Annotated in this window: 18 protein-coding genes; 6 read left to right on the plus strand and 12 right to left on the minus strand. The window is 56.9% G+C overall.

Annotated features, from left to right (window positions below; translation table 11 throughout):
- Window positions 1-138 precede the first annotated feature (138 nt).
- A complete protein-coding gene (locus NHF56_RS06395; protein ID WP_252802632.1) occupies window positions 139-930 on the minus strand; it encodes a phenylalanine 4-monooxygenase in 792 nt (263 codons plus the stop codon).
- A 127-nt stretch (window positions 931-1,057) separates the two neighbouring features.
- On the opposite strand from NHF56_RS06395, the gene NHF56_RS06400 reads away from it, so the two are divergent.
- Entirely contained in the window at window positions 1,058-1,531 is a 474-nt protein-coding gene (locus tag NHF56_RS06400) for an Lrp/AsnC family transcriptional regulator (protein ID WP_252802633.1), read from the plus strand.
- A gap of 9 nt (window positions 1,532-1,540) precedes the next feature.
- On the opposite strand, the gene NHF56_RS06405 is transcribed toward NHF56_RS06400, so the two are convergent.
- The 6 genes from NHF56_RS06405 to NHF56_RS06430 all read right to left on the minus strand — a co-directional run bounded on the left by NHF56_RS06405 (window position 1,541) and on the right by NHF56_RS06430 (window position 5,114).
- Window positions 1,541-1,870, minus strand: a complete 330-nt coding sequence (locus tag NHF56_RS06405; RefSeq protein WP_252802635.1) for an antibiotic biosynthesis monooxygenase — start codon at window positions 1,868-1,870, stop codon at window positions 1,541-1,543.
- Window positions 1,871-1,962: 92 nt separating this feature from the next.
- Window positions 1,963-2,586 (minus strand): hypothetical protein, encoded by a 624-nt coding sequence (locus tag NHF56_RS06410; protein WP_252802637.1) that lies wholly within the window; start codon window positions 2,584-2,586, stop codon window positions 1,963-1,965.
- A 66-nt stretch (window positions 2,587-2,652) separates the two neighbouring features.
- Window positions 2,653-3,273, minus strand: a complete 621-nt coding sequence (locus tag NHF56_RS06415; RefSeq protein WP_252802639.1) for an FMN-binding negative transcriptional regulator — start codon at window positions 3,271-3,273, stop codon at window positions 2,653-2,655.
- Window positions 3,274-3,370: 97 nt separating this feature from the next.
- Window positions 3,371-3,838 carry a 30S ribosomal protein S9 gene (gene rpsI / locus NHF56_RS06420; protein ID WP_252802641.1) on the minus strand — a complete coding sequence of 156 codons (468 nt, stop codon included), beginning with the start codon at window positions 3,836-3,838 and terminating at the stop codon, window positions 3,371-3,373.
- Between the two features lie 2 nt (window positions 3,839-3,840).
- Window positions 3,841-4,305: a 50S ribosomal protein L13 gene (gene rplM / locus NHF56_RS06425; protein WP_252802643.1), complete on the minus strand. Its 465-nt coding sequence runs from the start codon at window positions 4,303-4,305 to the stop codon at window positions 3,841-3,843.
- A gap of 344 nt (window positions 4,306-4,649) precedes the next feature.
- Window positions 4,650-5,114: a PaaI family thioesterase gene (locus NHF56_RS06430; RefSeq protein WP_252802645.1), complete on the minus strand. Its 465-nt coding sequence runs from the start codon at window positions 5,112-5,114 to the stop codon at window positions 4,650-4,652.
- Between the two features lie 81 nt (window positions 5,115-5,195).
- Here NHF56_RS06430 and NHF56_RS06435 point away from each other — a divergent pair, with 81 nt between their 5' ends.
- Window positions 5,196-6,017 carry an enoyl-CoA hydratase gene (locus NHF56_RS06435; RefSeq protein WP_252802646.1) on the plus strand — a complete coding sequence of 274 codons (822 nt, stop codon included), beginning with the start codon at window positions 5,196-5,198 and terminating at the stop codon, window positions 6,015-6,017.
- A gap of 133 nt (window positions 6,018-6,150) precedes the next feature.
- Here NHF56_RS06435 and NHF56_RS06440 read toward each other — a convergent pair whose 3' ends face one another.
- Together NHF56_RS06440 and NHF56_RS06445 are read right to left on the minus strand one after the other, a co-directional pair.
- Window positions 6,151-7,110, minus strand: coding sequence for a PRC-barrel domain-containing protein (locus NHF56_RS06440; RefSeq protein ID WP_252802647.1), 960 nt, complete (start codon window positions 7,108-7,110; stop codon window positions 6,151-6,153).
- A 235-nt stretch (window positions 7,111-7,345) separates the two neighbouring features.
- Window positions 7,346-7,675 carry a flagellar basal body rod protein FlgC gene (locus NHF56_RS06445; RefSeq protein WP_252802648.1) on the minus strand — a complete coding sequence of 110 codons (330 nt, stop codon included), beginning with the start codon at window positions 7,673-7,675 and terminating at the stop codon, window positions 7,346-7,348.
- A gap of 1,898 nt (window positions 7,676-9,573) precedes the next feature.
- Between NHF56_RS06445 and NHF56_RS06450 the strand changes: the two genes are divergently transcribed.
- Entirely contained in the window at window positions 9,574-11,235 is a 1,662-nt protein-coding gene (locus tag NHF56_RS06450; protein WP_252802649.1) for a hypothetical protein, read from the plus strand.
- 49 nt (window positions 11,236-11,284) lie between these two features.
- Here NHF56_RS06450 and uvrB read toward each other — a convergent pair whose 3' ends face one another.
- On the minus strand, window positions 11,285-14,215 hold the full coding sequence (uvrB, locus tag NHF56_RS06455; RefSeq protein ID WP_252802650.1) for an excinuclease ABC subunit UvrB: 2,931 nt from the start codon (window positions 14,213-14,215) through the stop codon (window positions 11,285-11,287).
- 250 nt (window positions 14,216-14,465) lie between these two features.
- Here uvrB and NHF56_RS06460 point away from each other — a divergent pair, with 250 nt between their 5' ends.
- The 3 genes from NHF56_RS06460 (at window position 14,466) to NHF56_RS06470 (ending at window position 18,275) form a co-directional block, all read left to right on the plus strand.
- Window positions 14,466-15,803, plus strand: coding sequence for a DUF1800 family protein (locus tag NHF56_RS06460; RefSeq protein WP_252802651.1), 1,338 nt, complete (start codon window positions 14,466-14,468; stop codon window positions 15,801-15,803).
- 5 nt (window positions 15,804-15,808) lie between these two features.
- Window positions 15,809-17,011: a DUF1501 domain-containing protein gene (locus NHF56_RS06465; RefSeq protein WP_252802652.1), complete on the plus strand. Its 1,203-nt coding sequence runs from the start codon at window positions 15,809-15,811 to the stop codon at window positions 17,009-17,011.
- Between the two features lie 151 nt (window positions 17,012-17,162).
- Window positions 17,163-18,275, plus strand: coding sequence for an endonuclease/exonuclease/phosphatase family protein (locus tag NHF56_RS06470; protein ID WP_252802654.1), 1,113 nt, complete (start codon window positions 17,163-17,165; stop codon window positions 18,273-18,275).
- 61 nt (window positions 18,276-18,336) lie between these two features.
- Here NHF56_RS06470 and NHF56_RS06475 read toward each other — a convergent pair whose 3' ends face one another.
- Both NHF56_RS06475 and NHF56_RS06480 read right to left on the minus strand, forming a co-directional pair.
- Entirely contained in the window at window positions 18,337-18,645 is a 309-nt protein-coding gene (locus NHF56_RS06475; protein ID WP_252802656.1) for a DUF2834 domain-containing protein, read from the minus strand.
- A gap of 81 nt (window positions 18,646-18,726) precedes the next feature.
- Window positions 18,727-20,712 (minus strand): bifunctional 2',3'-cyclic-nucleotide 2'-phosphodiesterase/3'-nucleotidase, encoded by a 1,986-nt coding sequence (locus NHF56_RS06480; RefSeq protein WP_252802659.1) that lies wholly within the window; start codon window positions 20,710-20,712, stop codon window positions 18,727-18,729.
- Window positions 20,713-20,923 lie beyond the last annotated feature (211 nt).

The following is a 20,923-nucleotide window of genomic DNA, read 5'->3' on the forward strand; positions in this document are numbered from 1 at the left end:
AATTCAAAGCGCGGGTGGCAAGCCGCCCGGCGCGAAGGCTTGACTTATACATGGCAAGGCGCGCAGCTGCAATGGCGGTTATGTCACGATGACAACCCGCCAGTGCCGCGTGTTTGTTTCCAGGCCGGCTTGCTTCGTTTACGAGGCTTTCCGTTCGAAAGCCGGCGGATAATCGCCCAGCGTCTTGGCCTCGTCGATCCGCGCGCCGATGTCCTCCTCAATAATGGCTTCAAGCTGGGCGAAGCTGTCGATCACGTAGTAGATCGGCTGCACGATATCGATGCGGTAGGGTGTTCTGAGCACGTCCATCAGATTGAAGGGCCGGAATTCGCTTTCCGAAGGTTCCATAGCGGTGCGGGTTTCGCTGGGCGATGAGACGATGCCTGCACCAAAACAGCGCCGTCCTTGTGGTGTGTTGATGAGGCCGAATTCCACCGTAAACCAGAAGATGCGGAAAAGGTGCCAGGAATAGCCTTTCCCCAGTTTCACTGCCGTTTCGCCGAACCTGCGCACGAAATTGGCATAGCTCTGGTTGGTCAGGAGCGGGCAGTGGCCAAAGACTTCGTGGAAGATATCGGGCTCTTCGATATAGTCGATATGCTCGCGGCGTCGGATGAAGGTGGCAAGCGGAAACTTGCCCTGCGACAGGAGGTCGTAGAAACGTGATGGCGGTATCAGCGCCGGCACGCCTTCCACACCGAACCCGGTTGTTTCGTGCAAGCGCCGATTGACGTCTTTCAGTTGCGGCACCCGGTCGGATGTGAGGCCGAGCGCTTCAACACCATCGAGATATTCCTGGCAGGCTTTACCCTGCAGCAGCGTCATTTGCCGCTGATAGAGTTCGCCCCAGATGGCGTCCTCTTCCTGCGTATAGGGATAAGTGCCGTCGGGTTGCGGCAGTTTGGCTGTGTAGGTGCTTTCCTTCGCCATTTTTCTCTCTCCACTTGTGCCAGTCCTCCACCGGCAAAATCTCCATTTGCCATTCTATCCCTGTTTGGGTGATATTTTGTTCCGGAGTTGCCAGCTTGAGGCTTCTCGATGGGAGGAAATTTCAGAAATGGGCCAAGTCTTGAAGGATATCAGTCAGCAGCATTTGCATCTCTTGAACCTTGTACAGAGGGATTGCAGCCTGCCGGTCGGGGCGTTGGCGGAAAAAGCGGGCATGTCGCAAAGTTCCGCCTGGCGCAAAATTCAGGAGCTTGAGGCGGATGGGGTGATCCGCAAGCGCGTGGCCATTCTCGATCCGGCCCTTCTGGATTTGCGGCTGTGCGTGATGGCCCAGGTCACGCTGGAAGATCACCACGATGAGGCCATTGCATCCTTTTCAGCGCTCGTGCGTGATCGGCCCGAGATCATGGAGTGTTTCGCGCTTTCCGGCACATTCGATTATATGCTGAAAATCCGGGCGCGGGACGTGGAAAGCTACGACAATTTCATGACGCGCTATCTTCTGCGCAATCCGCACATCCGGAATGTTGTCTCGAGCTTTGTGCTGCGGGAATTGAAGTCAACGACGGAGCTCCCGATCTGAGCGCAGCGCCTATTTTTCAAAGGCGTAGGCGCGTTCCACCTTTGCCACGCGCAGCTCATAACATTTGTACCACCTCTCGCGGCCCATTTCCCGGGCGAGCGTGTGCTCGGCATTCTTCTTCCAGGCAATGATCGATGCCTCGTCCTTCCAGTAGGAGTTGGTGATGCCCAGGCCACCCGGTTCGCGAGCGCTTTCGATGCCGAGATAGCCGGGTTGCTGTTCGGCGAGCATTTCCATCTTTTCGGCCATTCCCGCATATCCGTCATCAACATCGGTACGTAGCGTAGAGAATATCACCACATAATAGGGCGGCGGTGGCAGTTTGGCTGGCGAGGACATTTCTGATGCTCCTGTTTTGACCAACCATAACAGATGCGGGCGGCCGATTTGCTCAATTCTATTGATCCGGCTCCAACAAATTGAGATCGATGCTATCTCAGCCAGTCGTCCGCGTCGCGCAATTGTTCGGGCGATGGGGACAAGCCGCAAAAGGCCGTCGTCATTTCGCGAATGCGCGGATCGGTGCGGAATTCCTCGAATGCCACCGTGAGATGGGAAACACCATTTTCCCGCAGATATTCAGATGCTGTAGTATAGATAACTTGAGCACCGCTTCGACCCAGCGTCGGGTGCCAGTTGCGGCGTTTACGGGTATTCTCGATCGATTCAAGCGCGCGGGTGGAGACAATCACCCTGCAATTGGCCATTCTCAGGATAGCGGGCAGAACAAAAACGAGCAGGGCGTGTTTCAGCACCACCACCTTGCAGCCGGCTTCGGTCGCCAGGCGTTGCTGCTCGGTGATCCACGGAGCAAAAAAGCGCACAAAATTTTCCGCGCTTCCCTTGGCCTGCAAGCTATATTCGTCGATACAGGCAACCAGTGCATCGCGCAGTTCCTCCGGTTCAAAGGCATTGGGTGTCTTCTCATCGACTGTGCGCAGATGTGGCGGGCAGGTGTAGCCGCCGCATTTGTCCAGATAACCGGCAACGGCGCTGGAGCCGGACCCCCAGGACGATAAGATCAGGACCACAGGAATGTCGTTCGCGCGCTGCAATTCAAGCTTCTCCGGTTCATTGCAGAACGATCGCAATTGAAGCTTTCGCGAGCCCGAACCTGCTGGTCATTTCTGCGTCTTTGTCATCCGCAGGGCAAGTTCCGCCTTGCCGCTGGTCTCCATCACATTGCGCACATTTTCACGATCAATGGGCGCACGGTTCTGGCTCAGTTTCGATGTGGCTTCGACACGGGTGATGGCAATTTCGAATGCAACGATGTTTTCCAGCATCATGGCCATGTAGTCGGCGGGTGCATCGGCCATTCTCCACGCTTCATCGCCATTGGTTTCGCGCTCGAAGCGGGTGGTGAGCCTGCCGACCGCCATGCGCTTGAACTTCTCCGAGTGATCGAACCGGATGGCACCATAGACATGCACTGCCTGATAATTCCAGGTCGGAACAAAGCGGTGGTGTTCCGGTTTGCTTGGGTACCAGTTGGGCGAGATATAGCTGCTTTCGCCGCTGAATATCGCCATGACCTCGGAACCATCGGGAACATCCTGATGCATTGTATTTTTCAAGGCGATATGGCCGATGATATGGGTGTCGCCTTGCTTGATGAGCGGCAGGTGGCTGGCAACGAGGCCGGTTGGCGTGTGGGCGACAAGTGCAGCCAGAGGGTGGCTGTCGATCAGCCTGTTTATCTCGTCCTGATCGGTTTCGTTGAAAAAGTCGGGTTTGTACATCAGGCTCTCGCGGATCGGTTTTTTGCTGGCATATTGCCGCAAAAGAAAAGGGCCCGCAAATGCGAGCCCTTCCAAATTCCGAAATTTCGTCCAGCGATTAACGCTTGGAGAACTGGAACGAACGGCGGGCCTTGGCCTTACCGTATTTCTTACGCTCAACCGTACGGCTGTCGCGGGTCAGGAAGCCACCCTTCTTGAGGACAGAGCGAAGCTCCGGCTCGAAATAGGTCAGTGCGCGGGAGATACCGTGACGAACGGCACCGGCCTGGCCGGAGAGACCACCACCGGTGACGGTCGCGACGATGTCGAACTGGCCTTGACGGGCAGCGGCAACGATCGGCTGCTGCAGAACCATCTGCAGAACCGGACGTGCGAAATAGGAATTGAATTCCTTGCCGTTGATGACGATCTTGCCGGAGCCGGCCTTGACCCATACGCGGGCAACTGCGTCCTTACGCTTGCCGGTCGCATAAGCGCGGCCCTGAGCGTCAACCTTGCGCACGTGAACCGGAGCCGATGCTTCGGTCTCGCCTGCGATTTCTTTCAGATCGGAGAGATCAGCCATGATCAGGCGCTCCTTTTGTTCTTGCTGTTCAGCGCGGCGACGTCGAGGACGGTCGGAGCCTGCGCTTCATGCGGATGCTCAGCGCCGGCGTATACACGCAGGTTCTTCATCTGGCGGCGGCCAAGCGGGCCACGCGGAACCATGCGCTCAACGGCCTTCTCGATGACGCGTTCCGGGAAACGGCCTTCGATGATCTGGCGCGCAGTGCGCTCCTTGATGCCGCCGGGGTAGCCGGTGTGCCAGTAATATTTCTTGTCGGAATACTTCTTGCCGGTGAGAACGCATTTTTCAGCGTTGATCACGATGACGTTGTCGCCATCATCGACGTGAGGGGTATAGGTTGCCTTGTGCTTGCCGCGCAGGCGGTTCGCAACGATGGTGGCGAGGCGGCCGACAACGATGCCTTCAGCATCGATCACGATCCACTTCTTTTCCACCTCGGCAGGCTTCTGCGAGAAGGTAGCCATTGGTTTCACTCTCTTGACTTAGACCCCGAAGAGGGGCGTTTCTTGTTGCTTGCGTTACCGTTTCCGATAACAGGAACGCGGCTCCGTTGGCCGGAACCGCGCTTCTGGGCGTGCTTATAGAGGCCGCGCTTGCTTTCGTCAAGCGCATGTTTTGGGCGTTTTTTATTTATTTAGTAGTGAAATCAAATGCTTACATAAACGGTAATATGATACCGCAAATAAATCCGCTGGTCTAATCGTGTTAAACTCCGAACAGCAACGGAACAGCACGCAGGACAGAAGATCGTGGAATGCGACATGAAGCTCCAGTTGAAGAAAAACTGAAGCTTCCTTCACACTCGCGCCTACAAGGCCGGTGCCGTGTTGCCGGCCTTTTCATTTGTCTCCAGCGGCGCGGAGAAGGTGGCCGTGGCCGAGGCGATGATCTGGCGCGTGTCGGTGCGCTCGATGAGGACGTCGATGACAGAGAGCTGTTTGCCGATCTTCAGGATCTTGCCGATCCCCTCAATCGGCACGGGCTCGGGGCGGTGCAGGAAATTGATGTTGAGATTGGCGGTGACGGCACCCACCACCGGGCCGATATGGGCAAGCAGCGTGACATAGGCCGTGACATCGGCAACGGCGAAGACGGCGGGGCCGTTGATCGTGCCGCCGGGGCGCAGGTGCGATTTGTCCGGCATAAAGCGGACCGTTGTTGTGCCGGGGCTGACATTCATAACTTCGAAGGTCGGAATCTCGTCGGTCCGGATTTGCGGAAATTCGCGGCTCAGAAATGAATTGATCATTTCCGCCGTTAGTATCGGTTTCATTCTTTATTCCTCCCGTTTAAATATGAATTACAGTTCACATGAAGTTTGTTCAACCTTAAACAAAAGATGCGGGAGGAAAACATGGCTGAGGTGGTGTCTCTAAAAGGCGACGATCTGGCCACGCCGTTGATCGTGGAAGAGGACGGTGGCGTCTTGAAGCTGACCTTGAACAGCCCGCCGGCCAATGCGCTTTCCATTGCGATGATGGAGGCGCTGCTTGCCGAGCTCAGACGGGCGGGCGCGGAGAAGTCTATTCGTGTGGTGACCATTTCGGCGCTGGGCAAAGTTTTTTCGGCGGGCCACGACCTGAAGGAAATGACGGCGCACCGGGCGGATGCGGATAAAGGGACGGCGTTTTTTCAGAAGACATTCGGGCTTTGCGCGGAGCTGATGCTGGCGATTACCCATTGTCCCAAGCCGGTGATGGCGGTTGTTGACGGGCTGGCGACGGCGGCGGGTTGCCAGTTGGTGGCGACCTGCGATCTCGCCATCTGTACCGATACGGCGACATTCTGCACGCCCGGCGTGAATATCGGGCTGTTCTGCTCGACGCCGATGGTGGCGGTGTCGCGGGCTGCCAACCGCAAACAGGCGATGGAAATGCTGCTGACGGGCGAGACGATCGATGCGGGGACGGCCAAGGAGTTTGGGCTCGTCAACCGGATCGTGCCGAAACAGTATCTGCAGCAGGTGGTCGACAAATATACGGCGACGCTGATGTCGAAATCGCCGGTGATCCTGAAGATCGGCAAGGAGGCGTTCTACCGGCAGGTGGAGATGCCGCTTGAAGAGGCCTATGCCTATACCGCGCAGGTGATGACGGAGAATATGCTGGAACGGCATGCCGAAGAGGGGGTGGGGGCTTTCCTGAACAAACGAATGCCGGAATGGAAGGACGACTGAGCCGTCGGCTGCGATGATGTCCAGCACCTCCAGACAGGCATAGGAAAACCCGCCGGTCCTTAAACCGACGGGCCTTCCGTGCTGATCTTCGGGGATGGACAGCCGGGGGCAGCTGCCATCACCCTCCGATCAATCAGCCTTCATATTCAGGCATCGCTTCAAGCGCTTCCTGGTTGTTGTCGATGTAGACGCGGAATTCCGAGCCGTCAGCATTCTTCTGAATGTTGACCTGGTCGACACCAACGGCGATGCGGTGTTCGCCGATACCGAGGAAGCCGCCGACATCGATCACGAGCTTTTCAACGGTCTTGCCGTCGGAGCCAAGAATGAGTTCGGCCACGTCGCCGACGTCTTCATCGCCGGAACCGTAAACGGTTGCACCCTGCAGGGCTTCGGCGGTGAGGTCTTCCGGCATGGTGTCGCCATAGCCTTCAACAGTTACGTCAGGGCGCTTCAGCATCATGTCGTTTTCAGCAACCTGCGTGTCATTGGCCGCCATGTTGTCAGACGTGTCCTGTGCGGTGGTTTCCTGAGCGACCTTGCCGTCCTTGTCCATCCGGTCCGTCATGCGGTCGGTGGCGGCCATTTCGGTCGTATCCGTTGCCGTGCCGTTTGCATCAGCCGTTTCGTTGGTCATGCCCGTGTCGTTCATGGCCTGACGGTTTTCCGGGGCCTTGTATTCCGGAGCGTCGGTCAGAACCTGCTTGTTGGCATTGATGACGAGGAAATAGTCGTCGGCATCTTCACCATCGCTGACGAAGTTGAGGTCCTTCATGGAAACGGCCACGTCCTTTTCGCCGATGCCGATAAAGCCGCCAACGCCGATCACAACAGCTTCCACTTCGCCGTCCTTGTTCATGATCACATCATTGACTTCGCCGACATCGTCCCAGTTCTTTTCGTCGCCAGCGTTCATGGCGGTGTCGGTGGAAACTTCGTTCTCGGTTGCATAGATGCGCGAGCCGATGAACTGCGAGGCGTTGATATCGCCGGGCTGGGTCTGATAGGTCGTATCGGCGCTCAGCATTGCGGCGCTGGCGCTGGATGCGACGAGGACGACACCGAGTGCCGTAGTGGTCAGAAATTTCTTCATGATCGTTACCTCCATGTTGATTCCGTTTGTTTTTTCCGCACGAAAACCGACTGAAAACAGACGTTTTCCGTGTGGCCGTCAGAGCATTTCTGCGTCTGGTGGCTAAATCGCTCGCGCGGCGAAATGTTCCGCAGGCGGATCAATTTTCTCAACAATCGGGCAGGAGGGGGCAGGCGCTGCGCGCGCCGGTGCATGTCATCAGGCGTGCATAGAGGATGCGGAAAAGGTGGTGGGCTCAGTCGCGCTGGATGGTGGCGAGCAGGTCCCACATGTCGGCGCCGGTTTCGAAGACGGCGGCATTGGCCTTGTAGGACAGTTCGGCTTCCATGACGTTCAGCATCTCGTCCGTCATATTGACATTGGAGCCGCCGTTCGGGTCCGGATTGCCGGAGGGGGCAACGCGCGCTTCCACGCCCGCCCCGCCGCCGGTGGCATTGAGCGTGGTTTCCAGCCGGTCGTAATTCGGCGTCTGCGCATTGGCGATGTTGTTGGCGCTGGCGGTTGCCCGGCGCTCCTGCGCCAGCATGCCGGACATGGCGGTGCTCATCACTGCGGAAAGAGACATGGTTTTTTCCTCGGTTCGTCCGGCAGCATAGCGGTTGCGCGTTAGCGCGGCGTGAAGCGGATAGATTGCATTTTAGGGAAATGGCGGTGGCTCTTTCCTGCACCTCAACCCCGGCAAGCACATCGCTTCCAGGTTATTGGCATTCTCTCGTTTCGACCCCGTTCAGGATCGGATGGGGCGTTTTGTGCGCCACATTGTTGTTAGTTTATGATGCGCACAAAGCGCCCCGCCTTCAGTTGTTTTTGAATTGCAAACTTGGTGATCAACGCCCGGTTCTCCCATTCGCGAGGCCTCCTTTTTTAAAAAGAGGGGCACAAACCGTGTCTTAGCTTATGCAGGCCAGGCCTGCACGTCGGAGGGGGCCGCCTTACCCTGATCTCCGCCGGGTCACCGCTTCTTGCAAAACCCCGGTGCGAACATTCCCGTTTGAATGTCCAATGGTCTCTTCGGCAAGAGCCCATATCCGAGGCCTGCGTCTGCCCCCGAACCCGGAACCGACCCCGCTCGCCACAGCGCCCTGTGGTGTATCCGTGCGGGATGGAGGTATTATGAGCATGCGCGGAGAGGGCGGGGATGAAAGGGCGCAAAATTTTCCTCCGTCATCCTCGGCCTTGAGCCGAGGAGTGAAGCGCAATCAAAGGCTTGTGTGTGGATGGTCGGCTCAAAGCCAACCTGACGGTGGGTTTTTTATCCCCGTTTTTGGGTGCGCGCGCAATGATCAGCCCTCATCCTGAGGAGCCGCCTTGGCGGCGTCTCGAAGGGCGAGGGCGGGTTGTGGCGCGGTATGTGGCCAGCCTGATCCTTCGAGGGTCGCTGCGCTCCCACCTCAGGATGAGGCCGGAGGGGGCCGTTGCGCCTGCATCCGTCATGCCAGACTTGGATACTGGCATCCAGCCACCGCGCGTTTGCGCGGTGAAAGGACCTTCTTTTCCGATATGGAAGAAAGAGTCTCTCGCGCGAAGGACTTCGCGCTGCTGGATCCTAGATCAAGTCTGGGGTGACGGACGAGAGCGTGGTGCCGCCCTGACCTCTCCCCCTGTGGGAGAGGATAGCAAGCCCCAAGAGCGCAGCGATTGGCCGGCGCGCTTGGTGAGGGGTAATCCTTCGATGCTCCGCTCTACCCCTCACCAAGTGCGTCCAGCGTTCAGCTGCCGCTTCACGCGGACTTACTATCCTCTCCCACAAGGGGCGAGGTGGGGGCGCGCCGCGCGCTCATGCCGGATGTCTCATATCGCATAAGTGGAACGGTTTGGCATCGGCAAGCGCGGCGCCTCTACCTCTCCCCCTTGCGGGAGAGGACGTGATTTCAACATTTTAGCCGCAGGCTAAGTGTTAGAAAACACTGATGAGGGGATTGGGCCACCGGATTCTCCGTCATGGTCGGGCTTGACCCGACCATCCATCCGCGCGCTTATGTTTGGATCCTCGGCTCAAGGCCGAGGATGACGTGGGGGCACAATCTCTCCACCCGTCATGCCGGACTTGATCCGGCATCCAGTGCGCCCAAGTCCTTGGGCGTGGGAGACTTACTTGTGGGTGGAGGCATTCACCGCGCCGACGCGCGGTGGCTGGATTCTAGATCAAGTCGGGGATGACGGAGGCGAATTGAGTGCTCAAGATGGCCACGTGCTATCTCGCGAAGGCCGGAGGCCACTTTTTGCATACATTTGAATATTCCTATTACTTCTGATGATTTTATGTCTGTGCAGAATTGGATAGCCATATAGTATAGTAGTGTACCGATTCATGGTTGCATGGAGCATGATTTGCACCTTCATAAGAACAGCTGGCCCAATACTGAGAACGCTACACGCTACAAACTATTCTCAGAGCTTGCGCTCGAGTTGGTGCACCGATCATCGTGGGAAAGTTATAAATGTCACGCGTTGTCGACATTGATGAAGGCGAAAGAACTTAGGGTCGCAATAGCTAAAGTTCGTCGTAGGGAAGTGCCCAAGCCTACTCTAGAACCTATAATTGAAGAGTTTTTGTATGCTACTAAGCGCGACCCAGTCATAGTTGAAATTCTAACTCAGAAGTCTATCCCCGCTGGAACTTTCGAGATTCGTAAGGCCGATTCCACAGAACGTCTTTTAAGTGTGGTCAGTCTTTTCATTGATCTCTTCGAGGGAAGTTATCAGAGTTTCTGTGAGGGTGAAATTAAGCGCATTTGTTCTGATCAAGGCTCCAAGGAAAGACTTATAAAGATCACGAAGCTTTACATCAGCCACTTGTTAAACGTCGGTTTTAGTGACGAGTATATTTATCACTGTGTCACAGGAGTTTTTTATAACTCCAATATCGGGCGGTGCACAATTGGATTACTTGATCGTTTTTTCAAGAATTTTGGAGTGAAAAAACAGGGCTTTGAAGTCGTTATTGCTGCTGACAAAAAGTTTCTAAGCTTTTTGGGTGCGCTGGGACTCGAAGTGTTTGACGATGCTGCTCAAATTCCAAATGCTGTTAGGTTGGGAATTCCCGGAAGTTATGGTGCTGGCGCTCGTAAACGAGTGATACGCTTTTCAAATATAGGTGCTAGGGACCCATTTTCGGCTATGGATTCTGTAGAACTTATTCTTTCTCTTTCACGTTCATTCCTTTTTATCCACACAGAAAGCGTAGAGCCTCGCTTAGAAAAGTATGCTTATGTTGTCGATAAGAAGGCTAAGCAGATAATGAGAGTTCGTTCGGGGGCTGATTTTAAGCCAAGAAGGGTGTCTGGTGGACGGCAGCCTGCGCAGGATTTGGCGAGGTTTGTGTTCTCTATGTTTGCCGAAAAATTTGGGGAAGGTACAGTAATTCAACGCCTGATCAGTTCCTTAAATTCCGCCACTCTTGCTTCAAAGACTGCTGATCCAGAGTCTCGATTGTTGTCTATTTGGGCTGCTTTTGAAGCGCTTCTGCCTGAGCCCTCTAAGGATGGTGAGGGTGGGGTTAGAATTACACATTATAGCTCCTGCATATTGCCAGCCATTGTGTTTAATTATCTACAAAACACATTTGTTGAATGCTACAGAAATTGTGTCAGTCAATTTGGTAACGCTTTTACAGATTGTCTTGAAATATATGGCATAGGCGATAGTGAAATAGAAAAATTCGTTAGCATATTCATTGGTGAGCAGGCCGGTAAGGCAGCTTTGTGTAATGTAGTTTCGGCAAGTCCCGTAATGCTTATGCGTTTCTTCAGGCTCGAGAAGTTGATTAATAGCCCTAAAGATTGCTTTAATTATCTCGTTGATCATGAGAAGCGGGTAGAATGGCAGATACATAGAATCTATCGAGAAAGAAACGGAATAGTTCACAAAGCTAGTAAGAGCAGCTTCTTAGACAAACTCGTTGAGAATTCCTACACCTACTATCGAAGTGTAATTCTTGCACTGGAAGCCATTAATAGAGAGTATGGAGTTTATCATCCTGATCAAGGTTTGGACCTTTTGAAGTCACTTTATTTTGAATATAAAGCTTCGATTGAGGAAATTTCCCAAGATAGAAAAATTGGGGAAAAAGATGCTAAAGAAAAACTTATTAAGCTCGTATTCTCTCAAAAGATAGCTTACTGATCTGGCGCTTTGATGTCTTTGAATACACAGTATTCATTCGTGCGCATCGTCAATGCCCAGGCTTCCCCGTCTTACCCTTCATGCGCCCGGCGCGCTTGGCGTCACCTTCATCCTCATAACTGCCCGCGCCGATCTTGCCGCGCACAAGCGGCTTGACGTCTTCCGGCTTGCTCGGGACCGCGCCGCGCACCGGCTTCTCGGTGCGGCCTACGGTCATTTCGTCGAGGGTGTTTTTGCGGAACAAACTCCCGCCCTCGTCCTTCGAGACGCCGCTTTGCGGCTCCTCAGGATGAGGGCTACCAGTTGCGCGGATGTTCGCTCCGGCCTCATCCTGAGGTGCAGGCGGAGCCTGCCTCGAAGGGTTAGGGCGGCCTTTGCCCTCCATGGCCTTTGACTCCTGCCGCGCCATCGGGTCGTCCATAACCGCCAGTTCGGCGGCCTTGAGGCGTTTGATTTCGTCGCGGAGTCTCGCGGCGGTTTCGAAGTCGAGGTCGGCGGCGGCGTCGCGCATTTGTTTTTCGAGCGCTTCGAGATGGGTCTTGAGATTGTTGCCGACGAGGTCCTTGGGGCTGTTTTTGGCGCCCTTGACGCCGATATCGGCGCGGACGTGGTCCTTCTCGTAGACCGAGTCCAGAATGTCGGAAATGCGGGCTTTCACCGATTCCGGCGTGATGCCGTGTTCGGCATTGTAGGCGAGCTGCTTTTCGCGGCGGCGGGTGGTTTCCTCCATGGCGCGGCTCATGGAGCCGGTGATGTTGTCGGCATAGAGGATGACCTTGCCGTCGACATTACGCGCGGCGCGGCCAATGGTCTGGATGAGCGAGGTTTCGGAGCGCAGGAAGCCCTCCTTGTCGGCATCCAGAATGGCAACGAAGCCGCATTCGGGGATATCCAGACCCTCGCGCAGCAGGTTGATGCCGACCAGCACGTCAAACGCGCCCAGGCGCAGATCGCGGATGATCTCGATGCGCTCCAGCGTGTCGATGTCGGAATGCATGTAGCGCACGCGGATGCCCTGTTCGTGCAGATATTCGGTGAGATCCTCGGCCATGCGCTTGGTGAGCACGGTGACCAGGGTGCGGTAGCCGGCAGCCGCCGTTTCGCGGATTTCGCCGAGCACATCGTCGACCTGGCTCTTGGCCGGGCGCACCTCGACGGGGGGATCGATGAGGCCGGTGGGGCGGATGACCTGTTCGGCAAACACGCCGCCGGCGGCTTCCATCTCCCAGCCGCCGGGCGTGGCAGACACGGCAATGGTGTCGGGGCGCATGGCGTCCCATTCCTCAAACCGCAGCGGGCGGTTGTCCATGCAGGAGGGCAGGCGGAAGCCGTATTCGGCGAGCGTCGCCTTGCGGCGGAAGTCGCCGCGATACATGCCGCCGATCTGCGGGATGGTGACGTGGCTCTCATCGATGAAAACGAGCGCATTGTCGGGGATATATTCAAACATGGTGGGCGGCGGCTCGCCGGGATTGCGCCCGGTGAGATAGCGCGAATAGTTTTCAATGCCGGCGCAGGAGCCGGTGGCTTCCAGCATTTCGATATCGTAGCGCGTGCGCTGTTCCAGGCGCTGGGCTTCCAGCAGACGACCGGCGGCTTCCAGCTCGGCGAGGCGATGCTTCAGCTCTTCCTTGATGGATTTGATCGCCTGGTTGAGCGTGGGGCGCGGGGTGACATAGTGCGAATTGGCGTAGATCTTGACCTGTTCGAGATCGCCAGTCTTGTGGCCCGTCAGCGGGTCGAACTCGGTGATGGAATCGATCTCGTCGCCGAACATGGAAATGCGCCAGGCGGCATCTTCCAGGTGGGCGGGGAAGATTTCGATCGTATCACCGCGCACGCGGAAGGAGCCGCGCTGGAAATCCATGTCGCGGCGCTTGTATTGCTGGGCGACGAGATCGGCGAGCAACTGGCGCTGGTCAAGCCGGTCGCCGACCTTCATCTGGAAGGTCATGGCGGTGTAGGTTTCGACCGAGCCGATACCGTAAATGCAGGAGACCGAGGCAACGATGATGCAATCGTCCCGCTCCAGGATCGCGCGCGTGGCGGCATGGCGCATGCGGTCGATCTGCTCGTTGATGGAGCTTTCCTTCTCGATATAGGTATCCGAGCGCGGCACATAGGCTTCGGGCTGGTAGTAATCGTAGTAGGAAACGAAATATTCCACCGCATTGTTGGGGAAGAAATTCTTGAACTCGGAATAGAGCTGGGCGGCCAGCGTCTTGTTGGGCGCGAGGATGAGCGCGGGGCGCTGGGTTTCCTCGATCACCTTGGCCATGGTGAAGGTCTTGCCCGAGCCGGTGACGCCGAGAAGGACCTGCGAGCGCTCGCCGGTGTTGAGGCCTTCGACGAGGTCCTTGATGGCGGTGGGCTGGTCGCCCGACGGCTTGTATTCGGTTTCCATCACCAGACGGATTCCGCCCTCGGATTTCTGCGGGCGCTCGGGCCGGTGCGGCGTCCAGATCTGGCCGTTCTTGTGCAGCGGGTTGCCGGACTCGATGAGCTTGGAGAGGGCGTCGACGGTGGCCGTTACCCCGGAGTTGGAGAGCTTCGATGCGTCTTCGAGAGAGATATCGACGCCTGCTACGGGATTAAGGCCTGCAGCGGCGCGCTCTTTGGGGTCGTTGGATGCGCCGATGGATGTGCCGCGGGAGGTGCGTTTTTCTCCGCTCGCGGCCGCACCGCCCTTCGGGCTGGCCTGCGCGGGACGCGCCGGACGACCGGCGGCGGACGATTGTCCGCTGCGCTGCGCTCTTTCTGCAGCAACCTCTTCAGCGTGTTTGCGCGCAGCGTTTTCCACCTTCTTGCGGTGCTTGCCTGCTTTGGAGGCGACGTCATGGCGGGTTTCGATGGTCTCGGCTTCGGCTTCGCGCTCAAGCTGTTTGACCCAGTCGGAGACGGAGCCTTCGAGCGGCGCACCTTCGAAATCGGCTTGGGGGGATTCGTCGAAACCGGGGGATTTTTTGGGGGATCTGGCCATGGGCGGGAATATGGGGCGAGTCAGGGGAAATTGGAAGGGGGTGACAGGTACAAAGCGGAAACGAAACGCGCGCTGCTGACAGAAACTGACAGTGTTTCGGCCGTTTTGCCGCATCGTCCTGAAAATGCCGCGCGCAAGCCACATTACAGACAGACAGTTTATCTATCGAAGCGGAATTGACGCGCGAATCGACAGCGGCAACAGGCGATTTGCGGGTTTGGTCTTCTTTTCTTTCAGCGAGGTTCCGTCAGTGACGAGCGAACGTGCGATTACCGCGCAGCGGCGCTTTGGATATGGTGTCGTGCCCGATGCGCCTGCGCGCGTCGTGCGTGATCCGCTTGGCTATGCCATCGGGCAATTGAACGACTATGAATACAAGGACCGGTCGGGGCTCGAATCCTCAAGCGCGCTTCTGACGCGCTTTAAAGTGATGCAAAGGAGCCGCCGTGAGTCGGACTCTGCCGATGCATTCAAAGCGGCCGGGGCGCTGGTCAAAGGGCAGATGCAGCAGGAGACGGGTTATCGTTTCAAGACCGCGGTCCAAAGCGGCAAGCCGCTTGTGGAGCGACTGGTTTCCTTCTGGTCGGACCATTTTTGCGTTTCCTGCGTGAAGGGGCCGCAGGTGCGGCTGATTGCCGGTGCCTATGAGAGGGAAGCGATCCGTCCACATGTCACCGGGCGGTTTCGGGATATGCTGGGCGCGGTGATGCATCATCCGGCCATGTTGATCTACCTGGACAATACATCCTCCGTAGGTCCGGATTCGCCGAAGGGGCGCAAGTTCAACCAAGGACTGAACGAAAATCTCGGTCGCGAACTTCTGGAACTGCACACGGTGGGGGTGGATGCCGGCTATAGTCAGACGGACGTGACGGAAGCGGCGCGCATTATCACCGGCTGGACGTATAATTCCTCGCCAGGAGACGAAACCGGTCATTTTCTCTTCGATGCGCGTAGCCATCAACCGGGACAGTTTACTGTGATGGGCGTTGTTTTCGATCAGAATGGCGAGGCGCAAGGCGATGCTCTGCTGGACATGCTTGCTGCGCATCCATCGACCGCACGCCATATTGCTGGAAAGCTGGTGCACTATTTCGTTGGGGACAATGCGGCTCCGGCGCTGACGGATGCTGTGGCTCAACGCTTCAGCGAAACAGACGGTGACTTGAAAGAGACAATGATTGCCCTGCTGCAGCGAGCGGAAAGCTGGGATGCTCCGGCGGCGAAGGTTTTGCCGCCTTTCGATATGCTGGTGGCCTTCAGCAGGCTGATTGGCGTCAAGCTCAAGAACGAAGAGGTTATAGCCATGAGCCGTTCTCTCGGTCAGCCTTTGTGGGAGCCGCGATCTCCGGCGGGATTTCCCAAAGGTGACGACGATTGGGCGACCTCGGGCGCTATGGTGGGTCGGCTGAAGCTGGCCATGAATATGGCGCGGCAAAGCGACTTGCAAGACGATCCGATGGGCCTGGCCAACGCAGCCCTCGGACGAAACGTGACGCAGCCGTTGGAAGATGCCATCAGCCGGGCGGCGACCCGGCCCGAAGCGACGGCAATGCTGCTTTTATCGCCGCAAATTCAATTGAGGTGATTGACATGACGTTTTTGCATCCAACACGGCGTGGTCTGCTGATCGGTGCTGGTATGGCCAGTGCCGGTGCCTTTGCGGGCTGGACGCACACACCTGCGCATTCCAGTCTGTCGGGTTCTCGTGACCCGCGCTTTCTGCAGGTGATCTTGCGCGGCGGCATGGACGGTTTGGCCGTTGCCGAACCAACATTCGAGCCGCGGCTGGAACAGCTGAGGCAAGGTATTCTGCTGGGCAATCTAGGCGAAGCGGCGCTGCCGCTGCAGGGCGGATTTGTGCTCAATCCGAAGCTGAAGAACCTGCATGAGATGTATTTGCGTGGTGAAGCGAGCATTTTCCATGCCGTCGCCAGCCCCTATAGAGGGCGCTCGCATTTCGATGGGCAGGACTTTCTTGAAAGCGGCGCGGCGGGCGGCAAGGCGCTGGAGACCGGATGGCTGAATCGAGCCCTCTCAGTCTTGCCGCAGAAGAACGGTCCGGCACGAGATGGTCTGGCTGTTTCCCTGACTGCACCGCTGATCATGCGCGGGAAAGCGCCGGTGATCACTTGGCGCGGCGGTGGTTTGCGAGCATTGCGACCGGAATCATTTAGCCGGCTAATGGAACTCTACAGTGCGGACGCACCGGGCCTCAAAAGCGCGTTTGAGAGCGGCTTGACGCTGACCAAACTGGCCGATGAACCGCCGAGCGGCGAGGGGTCACCCTTTGTTAACGGCATGCGTATGGCTGGACAATTTTTCAGTAAGCCAGAAGGCCCGCGCATCGGCATGATCGATTTGGATGGCTGGGATACGCATGCTGAAGAAGCCCCAGAAGGCAATAACCTGGGCAAGGCGCTGGCCGAGCTTGATGCAGGCCTTGCTGCCCTGAAGGACGCGCTTGGGGCGCACTGGAAGGACACCGTGGTTGCCGTGGCGACCGAGTTTGGCAGAACGGTGCGCATCAACGGGACCGAGGGTACAGACCACGGTACGGCGACTGTTGCCTTCTTGGTCGGCGGTGCGGTTCAAGGCGGGCGCGTGATCGCTGATTGGCCGGGCTTGCAGGACAACAACTTGTTTGAAAGCCGCGACCTCATGCCGACGATGGACATACGTTCGATCCTCAAGGGCGTGCTCAGCGATCACCTGGGGATCGCAGAGGGCGTTTTGAGCGATGTTGTCTTTCCTGACAGTCAAACGGTTAAGCCGTTCAGCTCGCTGCTGGTCTGATGCGCAGAAGAATTTTTGCATTGATACAGTGTGCGCCCGCCACGACTCCTGTGTCACGAGAATATCACGTTACTTGAGCCTGCTTTTGCGGTAGGTTGCGTCATCAGTGAATTGCTATCTTGAGTGATATTTATCCGTGGGAGGGGAACCTGTGGCCAAGAGCAATATGCGTGATCTGAGCTTTGCGACGTTCAACCTTTTGAACTTGCAGGTTCCCGGTGGCCTGACCTATTCGAACAAACCGCCTTTTCCCGATGATGCGGAAGGCCGCGCCGCTTATGAGATGAAAGTGGCCTGGATTGGCGCACAAATTCGTTTGCTTGATGCCGAGGTGATCGGGTTTCAGGAATTGTGGTCGCGTCAGGCGCTGGTGGATGCTTTCGACCGGGCCGGTCTGCAGGACGACTATGACATTGTGGCCCGGGATGCGCCGGGACGGGGCAGGCCGCAAGTGGCATTGGCGGTGAAGAAGGGCTCGAACGGCCAATCCCAGCTTCTTGACGGCGCTGGCTGGATCGAAAATTTTCCCGATGATTTCCGTTTCGACAATCTGCATGAGACGGATGGGGCAAGCGAAGAGATCAATATCACGATCACCAAGTTTTCGCGTCCGGTGCTGGCGGCGACGATCCAGCCGCAGGGCAAGTCTCCAACACCGCCCCCGGTGAAAATCTATGTGGCACATCTGAAATCGAAAGGCCCGGCGCGGCTGAGTTTTGCCGATCCAAAGCCAGTGGTGCTGCAACACCATGCCAAGATCACGCAATCCGCTGTGGCGCATATTCGCCGGATCATGGAAGCTGGCGCGATGCGGGCGATGCTGGATGCGGTGATGAAATCCACCGATGAGGTGAAGATCTCGCCGGTCGTGGTTCTCGGCGATCTCAATGATGACACGCTTTCGGTTTCGACGGAACTGCTGGCGGATCAGCCGACCTATCGGGTGATCCAGAAAAGCCGGGCAGGCGAGCAATCGGACAAGGGGCTTTATACCGGTGAACGGCTGCAGCAATATCGCTCCGCCCGCCATGTCTATTACACGCATATCTACAAGGACAAGCGGGAAAGCCTCGACCATATTCTGGTGTCGGAGGAATTCTACGATCATTCCCGCAAGCGGCTGTGGTCGTTCCGCGAGTTGGAGGTCTTCAACGACCACCTGAACCGCGAGTCCTTCGAAAAGATCGGGGCTTCGGACCACGGACTGGTGCGGGCCTATTTCGACTGGAACCCGATGCCGGAGGAAATTGCGCCTGAAGCCTGACAAGGCTGGCTGGCGCTTTCGGCCTCAAAGGAGAGGCGAGCGAAAGGTTTTTTCAATTCCTTCAGGCGCGCGCGCTTTCACGGAGATAGAGATAGAGGGGCAAGGCCAGTGACAGGCCAACGCAAATCCCTGTCGGCAGGACAAACCACCATTTGGTGACATTGGTTTGCCGCGCGTCGAAAAATGACCATACCCAGAAAACCACGGTCGCTATCAGGACATCGGCAGTGCTGCCGCTTGATGCGTCGTTGTCGAACAGGTCACGGACAAAGCCGATGATGTTTACGCCGTTGGCTGCAATATAGGACCCGAAGAATATCCAGGGGATGACCGTGCCGATGATGGCCATGGTGAGATAGAAGACGCGCATGCTTCTGCTCTGCTGGTATCTGTGAGAAAAACGAGCTCCGCACGATACGAACGGAGCTCAATTTCAAAGCTTTTTGCTTTATCAGAGCGTGATGCGGTATTTTGCGAAGCCTTCTGCGCCTTCGCCAGCATCTTCGATCTTAACGCTGGTGACGTCGGCGGCGTATTGCTTGCCCTTCGGGCCGGTTTCGAAGACGGCGGTGGTGCCTTCCATCGGCTTGAAGGTCCAGTTGCCGTCTGCCTTCGGATCGATCGTGCCCTTGTCGATGATATAGCGGACGATCACGTCGCGGTTCGTGTCCGGCGCGGTGAGAATGATCTTGTCTTCGCCGATTTCGGGGAAGTTGCCGCCGCCGCCAGCGCGGTAATTGTTGGTGGCAACCACGAATTTCTGCTCCGGGTCGATCGGCTTGCCGTCGAACTGAAGATTGACGATGCGGCCTTCGTCGGAGACCTTTTCGCCGTCCTTATTAAACATGGCGGGCTTGGAGAGATCGATCTCGTAGGTCACGCCGTCGATGACGTCAAAGTTGTAGGACGGGAAATCGGGGTTGAGGAGGGGCGCATCTTTCGCGCCCGGCTCGACCTGCAGGAACATGCCGGCCGACATTTCCAGCCAGTTCTTCACCTGCGCACCGTTGATCAAAACGGCGCGGACCGTGTTCGGATAAAGGTAAAGGTCGGCGACGTTCTTGATGGCGACGGCACCGGCTGCGACGTCGGTGTAATAATCCGGACCGCCGCGTCCGCCGGCCTTGAAGGGCGCGGCTGCCGACAGGATCGGATAATCCTTGTATTCGGTTTCCTTCAGCATGTCCTTCACATACCAGGTCTGTGCATTCGACACGATCTGGACCGAGGGATCATCGGCAACGAGCGCGAAATAGGAATAGAGCGGTGCGGAGGTCTTTCCAACCGGGGTGCGGACATAGGCAAGCGTTGCCTCATGCTCATCTTTGACGGAGGCCTCGATCTCGGGTTTGGAGGCGACATCGGCGATGACCTTGCGGTCTTCGGTGCGGTGATAGATCGGTCGCGCTTCGGTGGTGAAGTCAACGATCTTCCAGGCGTTGCCGTCTTTTTCCAGAAGCAGGTCGATGAGGCCCATATGCGAGCCCCAGAAACCGCCCATGACGGCGGGTTTGCCCTGCAGCGTGCCCTTGACCGGATCGACGCCAGCCATGCCGTCCCAGCTCTTGGGGCCGGGGAAGACGAGGTGCTGGTGACCGGTGAAGACGGCATCGATGCCCTCCACGCCGGCCAGATAGAGAGAGGCATTTTCCATGCGCTCGCTTTCGCCGGATGCGTCAATGCCGGAGTGGGAAAGGGCGATGACGATGTCGGCACCTGCCTCCTTCATGGCCGGTACCCAGGCTTTTGCCGCTTCGACGATATCGCGGGTCTGGGCCTTGCCTTCCAGGTTCTTGGCGTCCCAGACCATGATCTGCGGCGGCACGAAACCGATGAAGCCGACCTTGACCGGGCTCTCATTGCCAGCGCCATCCTTCACCATCTTTTCGATGATCGCATAGGGCTTGAAAAAGAGGTCGTCGGATTTGGGATCGGAGGCGAGCTCACCCTTGGTGAGGTTGGCGCAGACGACCGGGTAATTGGCACCGTTCATGGTGTTGAACATGAAGTCGAGGCCGTAGTTGAACTCGTGGTTGCCGAGCGTGCCGCAATCATAGTTCAGCACGTTCATGGCTTTCATGATCGGGTGCATGTCGCCGGCTTTCATGCCTTTTTCATAGGCCATGTAGTCGCCCATCGGATTGCCCTGCAGAAGGTCGCCATTGTCGATGAGCATGGAATTGCCGGCTTCGGCGCGGATGCTGTCGATGATGGTGGCGGTGCGGGCCAGGCCCAGCGTGTCGCTCGGGGTATCCGCGTAGTAGTCGTAGGGCATGATGTTCACATGGATATCGGTGGTTTCCATGATGCGTAAATGGGCCTGATTGGCCGAGGCATTGGCCGCGAACGGGTGGAGCAAAATGAGTGCTGCGCCGGAGGCCGCACCGCCAAGCAGCGTCCTGCGGGTGATCTGAAACTTGGAGTTCTGGGTCTTCATCGTCTTTTTCCACTCTGTTTATGGCCAATGAACGGTCTGCAATGCCGCCATTTCAGCTTGTTATGACTGCTTCACGACAGGATGATGTCAGTCAGAACGTATTTTTACCAGATGGAAAATTTACCCGCTGTTTTTTACTTCCGATGGCTTGCAAGTGACCCTGAATTGCGATTTGTGTCTATACTTCTCCAGGTTTTGCGTCAGATTCTTT

The sequence above is a fragment of the Rhizobium sp. L1K21 genome, from assembly GCF_024055895.1.
GTDB lineage: Bacteria > Pseudomonadota > Alphaproteobacteria > Rhizobiales > Rhizobiaceae > Ensifer_A.